15 protein-coding genes and 2 pseudogenes are annotated in these 15,583 nt (G+C 37.0%); 11 read left to right on the forward strand and 6 right to left on the reverse strand.

The window, feature by feature from the left end; genetic code table 11:
- The first annotated feature begins 79 nt into the window (after nucleotides 1-79).
- A complete protein-coding gene (locus CN288_RS15935; RefSeq protein WP_026594017.1) occupies nucleotides 80-1,165 on the forward strand; it encodes a hypothetical protein in 1,086 nt (361 codons plus the stop codon).
- A 115-nt stretch (nucleotides 1,166-1,280) separates the two neighbouring features.
- Here the strand turns inward: CN288_RS15935 and CN288_RS15940 are convergent, their stop codons facing one another.
- Nucleotides 1,281-2,450 (reverse strand): acyltransferase family protein, encoded by a 1,170-nt coding sequence (locus CN288_RS15940; RefSeq protein ID WP_141527976.1) that lies wholly within the window; start codon nucleotides 2,448-2,450, stop codon nucleotides 1,281-1,283.
- A 108-nt stretch (nucleotides 2,451-2,558) separates the two neighbouring features.
- Between CN288_RS15940 and CN288_RS15945 the strand changes: the two genes are divergently transcribed.
- From CN288_RS15945 to CN288_RS15960, 4 genes are all read left to right on the forward strand, one after another.
- Nucleotides 2,559-2,783: a hypothetical protein gene (locus tag CN288_RS15945; protein WP_098302608.1), complete on the forward strand. Its 225-nt coding sequence runs from the start codon at nucleotides 2,559-2,561 to the stop codon at nucleotides 2,781-2,783.
- Nucleotides 2,784-2,908: 125 nt separating this feature from the next.
- Nucleotides 2,909-3,226 carry a PTS lactose/cellobiose transporter subunit IIA gene (locus CN288_RS15950; protein ID WP_026594020.1) on the forward strand — a complete coding sequence of 106 codons (318 nt, stop codon included), beginning with the start codon at nucleotides 2,909-2,911 and terminating at the stop codon, nucleotides 3,224-3,226.
- Between the two features lie 134 nt (nucleotides 3,227-3,360).
- Nucleotides 3,361-3,810 carry a LytTR family DNA-binding domain-containing protein gene (locus CN288_RS15955; protein WP_026594021.1) on the forward strand — a complete coding sequence of 150 codons (450 nt, stop codon included), beginning with the start codon at nucleotides 3,361-3,363 and terminating at the stop codon, nucleotides 3,808-3,810.
- A gap of 9 nt (nucleotides 3,811-3,819) precedes the next feature.
- A complete protein-coding gene (locus tag CN288_RS15960; RefSeq protein WP_035415761.1) occupies nucleotides 3,820-4,233 on the forward strand; it encodes a DUF3021 domain-containing protein in 414 nt (137 codons plus the stop codon).
- 144 nt (nucleotides 4,234-4,377) lie between these two features.
- Here CN288_RS15960 and speD read toward each other — a convergent pair.
- Nucleotides 4,378-4,702, reverse strand: a pseudogene (speD, locus tag CN288_RS15965) (adenosylmethionine decarboxylase).
- Between the two features lie 453 nt (nucleotides 4,703-5,155).
- On the opposite strand from speD, the gene CN288_RS15970 reads away from it, so the two are divergent.
- The 5 genes and pseudogenes from CN288_RS15970 to CN288_RS28340 form a co-directional block, all read left to right on the forward strand.
- On the forward strand, nucleotides 5,156-5,458 hold the full coding sequence (locus CN288_RS15970) for a PTS sugar transporter subunit IIB (protein ID WP_026594023.1): 303 nt from the start codon (nucleotides 5,156-5,158) through the stop codon (nucleotides 5,456-5,458).
- A 17-nt stretch (nucleotides 5,459-5,475) separates the two neighbouring features.
- On the forward strand, nucleotides 5,476-6,783 hold the full coding sequence (celB, locus tag CN288_RS15975; protein ID WP_026594024.1) for a PTS cellobiose transporter subunit IIC: 1,308 nt from the start codon (nucleotides 5,476-5,478) through the stop codon (nucleotides 6,781-6,783).
- A gap of 332 nt (nucleotides 6,784-7,115) precedes the next feature.
- The gene (locus CN288_RS15980) at nucleotides 7,116-7,439 is read left to right on the forward strand and encodes a PTS lactose/cellobiose transporter subunit IIA (RefSeq protein WP_026594025.1); all 324 of its coding nucleotides are present in this window, start codon (nucleotides 7,116-7,118) and stop codon (nucleotides 7,437-7,439) included.
- 3 nt (nucleotides 7,440-7,442) lie between these two features.
- The gene (locus tag CN288_RS15985) at nucleotides 7,443-8,768 is read left to right on the forward strand and encodes a 6-phospho-beta-glucosidase (RefSeq protein WP_098302609.1); all 1,326 of its coding nucleotides are present in this window, start codon (nucleotides 7,443-7,445) and stop codon (nucleotides 8,766-8,768) included.
- Nucleotides 8,769-8,796: 28 nt separating this feature from the next.
- Nucleotides 8,797-8,883: pseudogene (locus tag CN288_RS28340) on the forward strand (chitin disaccharide deacetylase); the annotation flags it as partial.
- A 35-nt stretch (nucleotides 8,884-8,918) separates the two neighbouring features.
- Here the strand turns inward: CN288_RS28340 and CN288_RS15990 are convergent.
- Entirely contained in the window at nucleotides 8,919-10,079 is a 1,161-nt protein-coding gene (locus CN288_RS15990; RefSeq protein ID WP_098302610.1) for a chromate transporter, read from the reverse strand.
- 224 nt (nucleotides 10,080-10,303) lie between these two features.
- On the opposite strand from CN288_RS15990, the gene CN288_RS15995 reads away from it, so the two are divergent.
- Nucleotides 10,304-10,729 carry a CHRD domain-containing protein gene (locus CN288_RS15995; RefSeq protein WP_026594027.1) on the forward strand — a complete coding sequence of 142 codons (426 nt, stop codon included), beginning with the start codon at nucleotides 10,304-10,306 and terminating at the stop codon, nucleotides 10,727-10,729.
- Between the two features lie 43 nt (nucleotides 10,730-10,772).
- Here the strand turns inward: CN288_RS15995 and CN288_RS16000 are convergent, their stop codons facing one another.
- From CN288_RS16000 to CN288_RS16010, 3 genes are all read right to left on the reverse strand, one after another.
- Nucleotides 10,773-13,448, reverse strand: coding sequence for a PRD domain-containing protein (locus CN288_RS16000; RefSeq protein ID WP_098302611.1), 2,676 nt, complete (start codon nucleotides 13,446-13,448; stop codon nucleotides 10,773-10,775).
- Nucleotides 13,449-13,552: 104 nt separating this feature from the next.
- The gene (locus tag CN288_RS16005; RefSeq protein ID WP_098302612.1) at nucleotides 13,553-14,290 is read right to left on the reverse strand and encodes a polysaccharide deacetylase family protein; all 738 of its coding nucleotides are present in this window, start codon (nucleotides 14,288-14,290) and stop codon (nucleotides 13,553-13,555) included.
- A gap of 192 nt (nucleotides 14,291-14,482) precedes the next feature.
- On the reverse strand, nucleotides 14,483-15,556 hold the full coding sequence (locus CN288_RS16010) for a glycosyltransferase family 4 protein (protein WP_026594030.1): 1,074 nt from the start codon (nucleotides 15,554-15,556) through the stop codon (nucleotides 14,483-14,485).
- Nucleotides 15,557-15,583 lie beyond the last annotated feature (27 nt).

The following is a 15,583-nucleotide window of genomic DNA, read 5'->3' on the forward strand; positions in this document are numbered from 1 at the left end:
AATCTAAAGGATTGTCTTTTAAATGTTTCCGTATGTTCTGCCAAGATTACGGTTAGCCTTATTATAGAGGTGAGAAAACGTGCGGAAACATTTGTATATATGGGTGGCGTTAGTTTTATTTATGGTTTTAGGAGGGATTGTTTTTTGGGCTGCACTACAAGGGAATCGAACAGAATATTTTATTTTGAGACATATGATAAACGAGAATGGGACGCTCGCAACATATCGAATAGCTGATTCAGAGGAAGGAACGGACGAGGCAATCGGTCGTGAAGCATTATCAGAATCAGCAGGACTATGGCTACAATATACACTTGATATGGACAATCAATCATTGTTTGATGAACAAGTAAAGGTTATCCAAAATTATTTTATACATCCAGTCCATATTGTTTTATGGAAAATTTCTGAAACAGGAGAAAGACAAGCAGCTACGAACGCTCTCATTGATGATCTTCGCATTATCGAACAGCTATATCGTGCCTATGAAATGTATAAAGAAGAGCGGTATAAACATCTTGCGGATCAAGTGAGTGATGCTGTACTTCGTTATAATAAGAGAGGAAACATCTATGTTGATTATTATGATGCGGATAAGGAGATGCAACACAATATATTAACGACATCCTACATAAATCCAAGTGCATTCTCTTATATGAAAAAGTACGGAAAAATTTCAGAAACGCAATATCAAGGAGTTATTCAATTTTTAGCGGATTATCCGAGGCGCGGCTGGGCATTCCCGAAAGAATATAAAGCAGATGGCACGTTCACATATGAAAAACAGGTGAATCTGATTGATCAATCGTATGTTGCTTATCATCGGAGTTTAGGCGGCATTGCTTCCGAAGCCTATTTAGATTTTATCAAAAAAGCATTCCATAAAGATGGAAAGCTATACGGTCGTTATGATTTAGATACAGGAAAACCAGTAGTAGATTTTGAATCACCAGCGGCATATGGGCTAACCATTCTATATGTGTTGCAAACGGGAGATATAAAGTTTGCTAAGGAATTATACAATCGGATGAGTGAATTTCGGAATGACAACGTATTTAGCAGGTTTTATGGTGGATATGTAGTTGGGAAAGAGGACAACACGCATATTTTTGATAACGTGTTGCCGCTATTAGCTGAGACGGAATTGAAAATGGATAAGAAGTAAGAGGATGATAGTGGCTCCTGCAGTTATTGTAGATGGCCTTGTTATATTAGAAGAAAGAAAAATCAACAGGTTTCTGGACAAGAAGAAGCTGCCTCTTTGCGGAGGCAGCTTCTTCTTATTTTTTACTTCTTACTAACGATAGTAAAGGTATAAATGTAGGCCATTTTAATACAGGCGTGGGAGAAGGTCCTGTAATCCATGTATGGAATGGAACCGTGCTACATATAACCATTGTGATGATAGAAAATGTTACCGTCAAAAGAAATAGTGATAGACTATATAGAATTGTATTTGCTTGTAATGTAAATAGAGATAGTAATTTCGTAATTAGCTGTAAAAAGAAAAAGTGCGCTAAATAGGCCCCGTACGTGTAGTTTCCGATAAAACGTAATGTTTTATATAACAAACCTCGTCGCTGTACAATCATGATAGATAGTACGTATAATATTAAAATTTCACATACAATGTACAGAAACATGGATGGCTTTAAATAGGTAGATACAGTAAGGTGAATGGAATCTACACCATAAAAGCTAAATAGTTCATAGTTAATGAATAAGAATAGAATAAAAAATAAGATTGTTATGAGCGGTATATGTTTCATTACAAATAAACGCCAAGCTTGAAGTGCTACAGCTGCGATTCCTCCCATGACAAAGTAAAATGAATAAAAGAAGAAGGATCGATCTGTATAATGCAAAACAGTTGATCTAGTTAAGACTTCACCGTTAAAAATATAATGAGAAGAATACCACATTAAGAGAAAATACATGCTAGCGAAAACGGCCATGTACCGGTATATATCTTGCTGATTGTGTGTTCGCTTTTGAAACCAATAGAACAATCCGCATAGCAGTGGGAACAACAAATGAATTTGGAACATCATGATGACGTACCAAAGATGGGGTGCGGCTGTTCCGAGAAATAGGCTTTTTATTCCGCTTTGCACTGTAACGACTTGATTTGTTGTAAATAGGTATACGACGGACCAGAAGAAATAAGGAGCAAGTAAGTGTGTTGTTTTTTCATAGAGGTATTCTGTATAAACCATTTGTTTTGTGTATTGCCGAATTAAATGGAATCCAACAATGAAGATGAATGCTGGTGCTGAAAATTTTGCGAGATTAAATAGCATTCCCATAATAAGAGATTGTTCTAGTAGAATATGTCCTTGATTCATTGTATATAGTAAGGAACTTTGCAAAACAACAGCAAGAAATGCTATGCTTTGCAAAACTTTAAATTCCGGGGCGTTTTGTGTCATAGTTTCCATCTCCTTTTCCATACATGATTATAGTACGAAGGAAGAGAAAGCGCTGTGGAAACTTTGTGAAAGTTATAACAAATTTGTGGCAAATAAAGTGTTATTTTATTTGGAGGTAATTGTAAGGAAGTGTTCGGGTATCCAGTTAGTGCAACATTTAATATAATGTCTTTAATAGGTTTTATTGGAATCGCTTACAGGTTTGAGAAACAACATAAAGTGGATGTATTAGTAGTATTCATTATTGTCCATGTGGAATTCATGACGAGCCATGGTGGGCGGTGTCATGGGTTCAATTTAATTATCACGAATGGATTAAAACCTGCAGCGTTTTTCAAGCAAAGAAAGATATAACAAATATGATAATTATGAATCTGTGCAGAAAGTTTTGGGGCTACGATGGTATTCTTTATTTACCATTTTTGAGAGTGTAGGATAAGCAAAAAGTAGCGTAAGAAAAAGGGGAGTAAAGAGATAAAATGGATACATTAGAGACACAAGCTTTTCATTTAATTTTACATGGAGGAAATGCGAGAAGCAGTGCGATGGAAGCGATTGATTATGCAAAGCGAGGAAAGTTTGAAGAGGCGGACGCTAAACTACAGGATGCGCTTCAAGAATTACAAGAAGCGCATCGTTTGCAAACAGATTTGATACAGAGGGAAGCTGCGGGGGGAAAGACGGAGATTACCCTGCTCATGGTTCATGCACAAGACCATTTAATGAATGCTATAACGGTGAAGGAATTAGCGAGTGAATTTGTAGGATTATATAAGAAAATGTTAGCGAAAGAATGAGGCCTTGCTTATGCAAGGTCTTTTTTTATGTACGAAAAAGTGTCAGTTATGTCGAGGGTGATACCACTTATGTAGCAATCTATTTATTTTTTCCAAATATATGTAACAATAAAAGTGTAAGGGAGGTGGAGGTAGTGAAGATTCACCTTGAATTAGATCCATCACAAGATGAAATAGAGATTATTGTAAAGACAAAAGAAGTAACAGACGAAGTTCAGCATCTTTTAAAAAGGATAGAAGGTGGAGGTGTGAAGCAAATTGTTGGAATTTCGGAACAGCAATATTATTTGTTAGAACCGAAAGATATTTATTGGTTTTATGCAGAGGGTCGAAAGATAATGGCGCAAACGACGAAAGGAAGTCTTGAAGTGAAATCACGTTTGTATGAGTTAGAAACAAAATTACAGGGTGATCGCTTTGTGAGATTCTCAAAGTCTACATTAGCTAACTTGCAGTATGTAACAAGTTTTGAAATGTCTTTTAGTGGCAGTATGTGTGCACACTTTTCAAATGGAATGAAAGAGTATGTTTCAAGAAAATATGTGCCGCTTATTAAAGAAGCATTGAATATAGGAGGAGGTTAGAGATATATGATGATTACATTGTTTGATAGAATAGGCGCTAAAGTGATTGCAGGAATGGCGATGGCGATGGTGTATAGCTTATTGTTTTTAGGAATCGGTTATGCAAATGGAATGGATGTATTAGAGACAAAGACATTACTTACCCACCTTGTAACAGCAAATATTGTAGGGATGATCTTTTCGTTTGCTTCCTTTGTGTTTGAGAGAGAAGAATGGAGCATTTTGAAGCAAACGATGATTCACTTTATCATTTTACTAGGAACATTCTTACCGATTGCAATTTGGATTGGTTGGGTTCCAAGTCAACTTGTTCCCATTCTGATTTGCATAGGTAGCTTTATCGTTATTTACTTCATTATCTGGTTTACAATGACAATGTATTGGAAGAAAAAAATTGAGGGATTGAATAGTGGATTGAAGTAGGTTTACAGGAGGTTAATTCTTTATTGTAGGTTTTCGAATCGCCAATATTTGAATGATAGATGGGTGTGGACCATCAGTGGATTATCACTGATGGTCCTGTTATTGTAGCGTAACCTCCTTTTAGTAGAAGAATAAAAATAAGAATTAGCTCATATTCGTTATTTCTCCTATACCTCGAAGCAATTTTTTTATATAAAATCGCTTCGGTTTTAAAATGTCTAATATATAGTTAATCGCTTTTTGTGGATCAACGGCTGTACCGCATGTATAATAGGCGATTGCTGCGAAGCCCTTTTCTGGATATGTGTGAATAGAGATGTGGCTCTCTGCTAGTAGAATTAATATAGTAACGCCATATGGGTGAAATATTTTTTCGCTTACAGATAGAACAGTAGCACCACATATAACAGATGCAGTTATTAAATGTTGTTCTAAAAATTCACAAGCATTTAATAGAGAAAAAATCTATTTTCTACAAATCTACAATTATATGTCTGCCGAATGTGGCATGTTCCATACTTCTTGTATAAAAAATGTTTTATCTTATTTTATGTAAAGAAATAGAAGTTAGATTGGACAATCTATTCTTTTGGAATATGAAACACTAGTTTATTACAAAGTGAAAAGCCAATATAAAATTTATTTGTAAAAATATTTTATTTTTTGTTTTCCCACACGACTAGACAACTAAACACTAATCTATTTTCATACAGATATGTGTTAAAAGCGTGTTGTTTTATAACACACTACCGATATTTTAAATAACACACTTTTTGAAAGCGATAACACACAATAAAAAACACTTAGGAGAATGTTGATTTTAGGCAGTTTGAAAAGTTGGCACGGCAATTGCAATAATAAAAGGTGTAAAGAAAGAAAAATAAATAACAAAAATAGTTTACATGCATAGGGGGACTTATTAATGAATATTTTACTTTGTTGTTCAGCAGGAATGTCTACAAGCTTACTAGTTACAAAAATGGAAGAGGCTGCAAAAGCTCGCGGTCTAGAAGGAAAGATCTGGGCTGTATCTGGGGATGCAGTAAAAAACAACATTGATGAAGCAGATGTATTATTACTAGGACCACAAGTTCGTTATATGCTCTCTTCAATGAAAGCGCTTGCTGATGAGAGGAATGTTGGTATCGACGTTATCAATCCAATGCACTACGGCATGATGAATGGAGAGGCAGTTTTAGATCACGCATTAACACTTAAAAAATAATTAGGGGGGAAGAAAGAATGCAAAAGTTTATTGCATTTATGGAAAAGTATATTGTTCCAGTCGCTGGTAAAATCGGATCACAACGTCATTTAGCTGCGATCCGTGATGGATTTATTGCAGTTATGCCGCTTATCTTAGTTGGTGCCCTAGCGTCGCTTGTTAATGGCTTTCCATCTGAAGCTTTTCAAAGTTTCATGAAAGGTTTGTTTGGTGAAACGTGGAAGCAGATAGGCGGAGGAATGTGGACTGGTTCTTTCGCAATTTTAGCATTAATTATAGCATTTACAACAAGTTACAACTTAGCAAAATCTTACGGTGTTGATGGATTGTCTGCAGGTATTATTTCATTTGGTGCGTTAATTATTCTTACACCAACAACACCAAAAGAGGGCGGATTAAATTTAGTTTGGACAGGAGCACAAGGTTTATTCGTAGCAATCATTGTAGCACTTCTTGTTACGGAAGCATTCCGTTTCTTTGTACAAAGAGAGATTACTTTCAAAATGCCAGATGGAGTACCACCAGCTGTTCTTCGCTCTTTTGCAGCGTTAGTTCCAGCATTTGTGATTTTGACAGTAGTTGCAGGTATTCAATTAGCTGTGAAATTAGCAGGTACAAGTGTTCATGAATTTATCTTTAATACAATTCAATTACCATTACAAGGTTTAGCGGGTACATTACCAAGTGCAATTGTTATTGTAATTCTTGTTCATCTTCTTTGGTTCTTTGGTTTACACGGTCCAAACATCGTTGGTGGTATCATCGAGCCGTTATACTTACCAGCGTTAGAAAAAAATATAAAATTATTCCAAGATGGTGTGTCTGCATTTGATGTTCCAAACATTATTACCAAGCCATTCTTTGATACATTCGTATATCTTGGTGGTTCTGGTGCAACATTAGCATTCTTAGTAGTTGTATTAATTGTAGCGAAAAGCGCACAAATGCGTGGCGTATCCCGATTATCAATTGGACCAGGTGCATTTAACATTAATGAACCAGTAATCTTTGGTACACCGATTATTTTAAATCCAATTTTATTTATTCCATTTATTGTGACACCAATTGTATTAGTAATTACTTCTTATACAGCGATTTCTTTAGGAATGGTGCCCAAAACAGTTGCGATGATTCCGTGGGCAACACCACCAATTATTAGTGGTTACCTTGTAACAGGTGGACATATTTCAGGTGCAATTCTCCAGTTACTCAACTTTGTAATTGCAATGGTAATTTACTATCCATTCGTTGTATTATGTGACCGTTCTATTGTTAAAACTGAAAAAGCTGCAGCACAAGGAAACGATCAATCTGTACCTATGTAATACATGATTGTTCTCACGGGCGGTGCTAGATCGTGAGGACAATACCTTTATATCATGTTCAGAAAAATGGCACATATCTGGAAGAACACTAAAAATATACAACTAAAATAATAGTTTAATTTTAATAGACGCGTTCAAACTGAGGGGGTATTTCAATCGATTGAACTTTACCCCGCATTAAAGGGGAGTAAGCCTCCTACCTGAAAAATCGGTAAAAGCAAAGAAGTTAGGTGGAGACAACTACCTGTAAATGCCCGATTGGCGAGGGCTAATAATCAGTGGGAAAAAGCCCCTGCTGATTAAAGTTTCACTTTATAGAGAGGGCGGTATTTATGATGACTACAGCAGAACAAATTCCATTCCAATTAATTTTACACAGCGGTAACGCAAGAAGTTATGCGATGGAGGCACTGCAATATGCGAAACAGGGGAGATTGTTAGAAGCAGATGAAGCGATGGCAAAAGCGAAAGAAGCCATTAATGAAGCACATCATTTCCAAACAGAGCTTATACAATCAGAAGCAAGAGGAGAAAAAACAGAAATTAGTGTTCTTTTAATTCATGCACAAGACCATTTAATGAATTCAATGACTGTAAAAGAATTAGCAGCAGAATTTATTGACCTTTATAAAAAACTTGATGCGAAAGGAGAATAAGGTATGAGCGGAATTAAAATTGCTACAATCGGCGGTGGATCTAGTTATACACCAGAGTTAATTGAAGGATTTATTAAGCGCTATGATGAGCTTCCAGTTCGCGAAATTTGGCTCGTTGATATTGAAGAAGGAAAAGAAAAGTTAGAGATCGTTGGGAATTTAGCGAAACGTATGGTGAAAAAAGCTGGTCTACCAATTGATATTCACTTAACACTTGATCGCCGCGCTGCACTTAAGGATGCTGACTTTGTAACAACACAGCTTCGCGTTGGTTTATTAGAGGCACGTACGAAAGATGAGGCGATTCCATTAAAATATGATGTAATCGGTCAAGAAACGAATGGACCAGGTGGATTATTCAAAGCATTGAGAACGATTCCGGTTATTTTAGATATTTGTAAAGACATGGAAGAGCTTTGTCCAGATGCTTGGCTCATTAATTTCACAAATCCAGCTGGCATGGTAACAGAGGCTGTACTTCGTTATACAAGCATTCAAAAAGTAGTGGGATTATGTAATGTTCCAATTGGTATTCGTATGGGGCTTGCAAGGTTGCTTGAAGTAGATGCAAGCCGCGTTCATGTTGACTTTGCCGGCTTAAATCATATGGCCTACGGATTAAATGTGTATTTAGATGGAGTAAGTGTGATGGATCAAGTAATAGAACTTGTAACAGACCCAGAAAAGCAAATTACGATGGAAAACATCGCTGCGCTAGATTGGGAGCCAGAGTTCATCCGCGCTCTGCGTGCAATTCCATGTCCATACCATCGTTACTATTATAAAACACGTGAAATGCTAGAAGAAGAAAAACAAGCTTCTATTAAAAAAGGAACACGTGCAGAAGTGGTGAAACAATTAGAAGACGATTTATTCGAGTTATATAAAGATCCGAATTTAGATATTAAGCCACCGCAGTTAGAAAAACGCGGAGGGGCGTATTACAGTGATGCAGCATGTAGCTTAATTACATCCATTTATAATAATAAAGGTGATATTCAACCTGTTAATACAAGAAATAACGGTACAATTGCAAGCTTGCCACATGATTCAGTTGTTGAAGTGAACTGTACCATTACAAAAGATGGTCCGAAGCCGATTGCGGTAGGAGACTTACCGGTTTCTGTTTGCGGTTTAGTTCAGCAAATCAAATCATTTGAGCGCACATCAATTGAAGCTGCTGTTACAGGGGATTATCATAAAGCGCTGCTAGCTATGACAATTAATCCACTTGTACCATCAGATAAAGTAGCAAAACAAATTTTAGATGAAATGTTGGAAGCACATAAAGACTATCTTCCGCAGTTCTTCACAAAAGTAGAGAAATAAAAAGCGGCGCTGACAAGGCACGCTTTTTTCATTTTATGTAATGGAACGCGTGAAGGAACTACGGGTTTTAACGGAAAGTGAGTTGCCAGAGGGGATAGAACTTGTGAGATTTTAAAAAAGACGGTTTATTAAGACCGTCTTTTTGTATGGCTAGATAATAGAAAGAATATAGCCACTAACGGCGCCAAGAACAACTATGATCCATGGTGGTGCTTTCCAAAATGCTAATAGACAAAATAGGAGAGAGGCGATAACAAAGTCAGGCGTACTTATGATGGAGCTTGTCCAAATTGGATTGTAAAAAGCAGCTAGTAAAATGCCAACAACAGCAGCATTAATACCAAGGAGTGCGCCTTGTACATAAGACAAGCGTCTAACTTGATCCCAAAATGGCAGTAAACCAATGACAAGCAAGAATGCAGGAAGAAAGATAGCAATTGTTGCAAGAATGGCTCCTAGCGTTCCATCCAGCACAGCTCCTATGTAAGATGCAAATGTAAAAAGAGGACCTGGAACGGCTTGTGTTAGACCGTATCCTGCTAGAAACTGTTCTTTTGTCATCATGCCATTTAGTACAAATTCATTTTCAAGAAGAGGAAGAACGACATGTCCCCCGCCAAACACGAGTGAGCCGGAGCGATAGAAACTATCAAACATGGCAATCCAGTGTGAAAATGGTCGTAAGATGGGTAACAAGAATAATAAACTAAGGAATAGTAAAAGGCATAAGATGGCTGTTATACGTGAAATAGGAATATGTATTTTGCTAGCAGATGGAACTTCATACTTACGATATAAGAGCCAACCGATAAAACCAGCAAGTAGAATAAGTGCAACTTGTGTCCATGTACTTGGAAATAATAATGCGATTGCAGCAGTGATGATTGCAATGGTTGCTCGGTTTCGATCCGGTGTTAATTTCTGAGCCATTCCCCATATTGCATGGGCGACAATTGCTACTGCTACAAGCTTTAAACCATGAATCCAGCCAGCATCCGTCACATGAAATTGCTGGAGCAGTGAAGCAAAAAAGACAAGTACAAGAACGGATGGGAGTGTAAATCCAGTCCAAGCGGCTATAGCTCCAAGGAGTCCTCCGCGTGATAAACCGATGCCAATTCCAACTTGACTGCTTGCAGGGCCAGGAAGGAATTGACAGAGTGCTACTAAATCGCCATAGCTTCGCTCATCCATCCATTTTCGCTTTTGTACGTATTCGTGATGGAAGTACCCAAGATGAGCTACAGGACCTCCGAAAGAGGTAAGACCTAGTTTAAGTGATACGAGAAAGATTTCTATTATCGTTTTCAAGGTGGCCTCCTAAAGAAATTTAAAGTCTATGTGCATTATACAAGGAGGACCTAAGCAAAGGGAATGGCTATGATGTAATGTTTTTGTAAAGATTTCTTGAGTGGAATAATCCTCATGAAAAAGCGCCTCTGAAAAAGTCATAATTAATCGTGTCCCAGCAATAAATTAGTTAAAGAGATGCCAGCTATTCAAATTGAAATTTATATAAGGAGAATGTTGCTCGTATGACAAAACATTTTGTTGCTAAGCTAAAAGGTGGTAATGAATTACCTCCTGTAGAAACAAAGGCTTATGGGGTAGCTGAACTTATTTTCAATAGCAATTTTACAAAACTACATTATAGGATCATATTGAAGAATATTGAGAAGATAACATCTTGCCAAATTCACTTAGGCAAAGGGAATCAGACAGGACCAGTGGTAATGTTTTTATATGGACCTGTGAAGCATGGAATTAGTGTAAATGAAGGAACGATAACAGGTATGGTGTCCACTGAAGATCTAGAAGGGCCTTTGCAAGGGAAGACGTTCGAAAATCTTGTGCAGGCAATCGAAGAAATGAATGCATATGTAAATGTTCATACAAGAGCATATGCAAGAGGAGAAATACGTGGAAAGATAAAGGGGTATAGCCGATCGATAAGCCGTTAAGTAAATATGCCCATGAATGTTAACATTCATGGGCATATTTACTTTATTCTTTTTTTTCTGGTTGATTCTTTATGAAGAAGTCCATTACATAAAATACTTCATCATCTGGAATTTGTACGTCAAACGTATTTTCAATCGGTTGCAGCGTTTTTTTTACTTTCATATACATCCAGTATTCATCTTGTCTACGTGCTTCTTTGTCAGGGTAAGGGAGGAGTTTTTCTCCCTTTTGCAGCCGATCAATCATACAGCTCATATGCAAAATAACTCCCATTAAACTATCAGGGTTTAACTGTAAAGAGATGAGCTCTTGAATTGTATTGAGCGCGTACCGTATTGTTTTAATCATCAGTGCTCCATCTTCGCGTTGCATTTGTTGCCCGAGAATATCAGCCATTTTTGCATATGTTTCTTCATACGTAATTAATTCTTGAATCGGTTGAATGGCTTTGTAGTTTATAATATCTTGGAAATGATAAGTTAAACATGGTACTTGTACATCAAAGTTTGTAACAATACAAATCATATTGCGTTCTTTCTTTATATTTTCGATCATTTTTGTTAAATCTTTTTCATGAACGATACTAATCGGAATAATTTCTATTAAATCCTTATCGAATCGCAAATAGTTTTCAAGCATTTTTTGAATGGCCAGTGCGCTTCCTTCTCCTGTTAAACAAGCTGTTAAAATGACTGATTTCATTGGAGCGAGTGGCTTTTTCTTTTCTTCTTGTACGTTCAAGTAAAACGGTGTTAAATTTTTCACGGTTTCATATAACGTATCTAATGAGTAACCGAGCTGGGCTTTTCGCGCTGCTTCGAGTACGTGCGGCGTACTTGTCATCGAGAGAACGCGTACAGGGATATGGAATTCCGTCTCTAGTATATCTCCGATATAAGCAAGTGACCCCATATCGACAAGTAAGAGAAGTCCATTTATATGTCCTAGTGTTTTCATGTACATTTTTACTCGTTCTAAGAAATCTTTCGGCGATTCATGAAGGGGCATATCAATTCCTGTTACTTCATCGATACCGAGAAGTTCATTGGATACATTTGCCATTTCTGTTGCGATACCATTGCCATGAGCCAAAATTAATACTTTTACTTCTGTTTGGGAAGCTGGGATGGGATCAACAACAAAAAACATCGTTAAGAATCCAGCTTCATCAATCGGCATCGTTATTTGTAATTCTTCTTCTAACAGCTGGATACATTGCATGGCAACGGAGAAAGCTTCTTTATATTTCGTACGAATTTGATTCAGCTGTGGGTGATGAATTTGTTTCCCGCCTTGTAAACGTTGTAAAGTTGTCTGTACATGTAAACTTAAAGCGAGAAAGACTTTTTCATCGAATGTCTTAGATAAATGTTTTTCTGCTAGTTCAGCGATTTTTTCGCAAACAGAAACAATATTACGATCGACGATTTTAAAGACGTTTTCATGATTTGTCTTTTTGGACATTTGATTAAAATAATGAACGAAAAAGCTTTGGATATCATTGTCTATTAATAATTCTAATTCTTCTTCTTCAATCCCGCGTGCTTGGAGTTCTTCATATTTATGATCGATGTAATTATAAATGGAAGAGCGTGTATCTTCTGTTTTATGTCTACTCCATCCTTCGTCACTCGTAAACACAAAAGTTTCGTTTGGTACTTGATACAGATGGCGACTTTTTCTTTCGATAAATAAGCCTTCCTTCATGTACCATGGTAAGTCAGTGCTAGAAACACGTACAGAATCTCTCTTTTTTGTTACGAAATCAGAATAGGCTTTTGCGCAGGCGATTTGTACATCGGTTTTTAATTGTCCGATATTGTTTGGACATTGATAAAAGACGAATGCGCGCATTGTATTTGGGCTGACATGAATTCCTTTTCGTAGGCGAATCGCTTCATTTGTAAAAAAGAGCTGCAATAGTGAAAAGCGTTCCTGATGTGTTCGTTCACGAAGTGGTGGAAGCGTTACGGTCATTGGAATTCGCCGTGTAAATGTTTTCAGTAAAAACGAGTTTGGTTCTTCTGTTGTTGCGGTAATAATTAATACTTGTGCTCGGCGCTCGTTCTCTGTTTCTCCAAGGCGACGATACACACCCCGGTCAATAAATGTGAATAGCATTTCTTGTCCTTCTGGCGGAAGGCGGTGTATTTCATCTAGAAAGAGAATGCCTTCATGAGCTTTTTCAATTAATCCCTTTTGGTCACTTGCACCAGTGTAAGCACCTCTCTTTATCCCGAAAAGCTGCCCAAGTAAGAGCTGTGGATTATTTGCGTAGTCCGCACAGTTAAAGACGATAAACGGTGCATCTTTTGGGAGCCGATTAACTTCAATTGCGTATTCATGCATTAAAGAGGCAAACATAGATTTCCCGACACCTGTTTCTCCAAGTAGTAATGTATGCATACCATTTGGCGGATAGAGTACAGCGGCCTTTGCTTTTTCAATCGCAATTTTGAGGCTTGTGTTCTCTTTTGCAAAGGTATCGAGTGAAGTGTCATTTTCTGAATGCGTTTCCATATGAGAGTTAACTCCTAAATAAAAACGGACAGGGCGTGTCCCTGTTTTAGATAAACGACCCTCTTTCACCAGCTTATTTAAATCGCTGCTTACATTTGCACGGTCTAGCTGTAGAAAGGTAGCGAGTTCAGATGCTGTTACACCTTCTGAGTAATTCCCTTTCTTTATTACATTATAAATGAGGTCCATTCGTTTCATTTTTCTTCACCTCGAAACTTCGTCGCTATTTAAAATTTTACACAAAAATAGGAAGTGTGGGAAGAGAAAAAGACGAAACAGCCCTAGTATATATACTAAAGCTGTTACAATCTTGTGTCCTTCCAAAAGTTAACTTCTAAATGTGAGGAAGGATTATAAGGAAGAAGTGTGTACCCTTTTGCTTTGAGGTAATCAATTACCTTTGGAAGAATTTGTACGGTAACGCTAGAATCATGCATTAAAATAACTTCAACTTGTTCATCGTTTTGGTTCATAACACGCTCTAGTACAGCCGAAGGATTATGATAACTTTTCCAGTCATATGTATCGATTGTCCAATCCCACATTTTATACTGAGCAGAAACAAGCGCATCACGATAATTCTTTTTTAAATAAGGCATACTACCATATGGAACGCGAACAAGGTGTGTATCCAAGTTTGCGGTGCGACGGACAATTGAGCGGGTCTGTTCCATTTCAGTAATTAAAGTGGATGGATCACCAGTATATAGACGTTTTACGTCATGGGACATGCTATGAAGACCGATATAATGACCTTCTTGTATGAAACGTTTCATTATTTGGGGGTAATGTGAAGCCTTGCTACCAATTACAAAGAAGGTTGCTTTTCCTTGTTTTTGTTTTAAGATGTTTAAAATTTGTGATGTGTACTTGTTTGGTCCATCATCAAATGTTAAGTATGCAATTTTGGACGGAAGAGCCGTGTCCTGAGCCGGAGATTGCTGTATAAGTGGGGAGTTAGCGGCTGCTTCAGTATAAGATATCGAACATGTAGTAATACTCAAAAATATAATAATACATAGAAACATTTGCTTTATCATTATACTCACCCTCAATCTAACAGTCGTGAAGAAGGAATTAAGATTATATTCTCATGATTCCCTTTATATGTATATCTTGCTCCAATAGAAGAACTCTCAAACAAACTATATTTTGGAAATAAAAATAGCACTCTTTCTTAAAAAGAAAGAGTGCTATTTGAATATTCTTTGCTAGTAAAGACGATACTATAATTAGTCTTCGCGTTTTTTCACTTTTTTATAGAAGGAAATAATTGGTTTATAACGCTCGTGCACAAGACCAATTACTTCTGCTATGAGTTCAGTAAAGAAGATTAAAGCGAACAGAAGGATAATGGATAACCATAATGTTGCGCTAGTGAATATAATTGCATTTACGCTAAAGAAAATGCCGAATGCATAAATGATAAGTACCGTTGTACGATGAGAGAAGCCCATTGCTAACAGCCGATGATGTAAATGTGATTTATCTGGTGCAGAAATTGGCTTTTTGTTTACAACACGTCGAATAATTGCAAAGGTTGTATCGAACACTGGTACACCTAAAATAATAATTGGAACAACGAAGCTGAATAACGTTACGCTTTTGTACAATCCAAGTAAGGATATAACAGAAATACAGTATCCTAAAAACAGTGCACCTGTATCTCCCATGAAAATTTTTGCTGGATGGAAGTTATAGAATAAAAACCCAAGTGTACTTGCAAGTGCAATAAGTGCTAATGGTAGAATAATGACAGCACCAGTACCAATCGGACTAGTAAAGGCCATATATGCTAACGTTGCAAGAACGATGGATGAAATACCAGCGGATAATCCATCTAATCCATCAATTAAGTTAATGGCGTTTGTAATACCGACAATCCAGAATATTGTAATTGGATATGCAAGTAGACCAAGCTCAGTATCTCCTAGGAATGGAATGTATAACACCTGAACTAATAATCCACTTTTTACGATGAATGCGGCAACTACTAGTTGTCCACCGAACTTTACTTTTGCCGATAATTCATACATGTCATCTAAAATACCGATAATGACAATGATGACAGCCCCTAAACTAATGGATAGCATTCTTTGTTCATATAATCCACTAACAATGAATCCTACAGCTACACCGATGAAAATTGCCAGTCCACCTAGGCGAGGCATAATTTTTTGGTGTACTTTACGTGCGTTTGGCTTATCAGTTGCTCCGATCTTAAATGCTAATTTGATGACGAAAGGAGTAACGACTAATACGGTAATGAAAGATGCCAAAACTGCATAAATCACTTGTGAGTCCATTAATACCCCACCTTTTATATTTTAACG

It is taken from the genome of Bacillus sp. AFS023182 (assembly GCF_002560575.1).
In the GTDB taxonomy this organism is placed as follows: domain Bacteria; phylum Bacillota; class Bacilli; order Bacillales; family Bacillaceae_G; genus Bacillus_A; species Bacillus_A arachidis.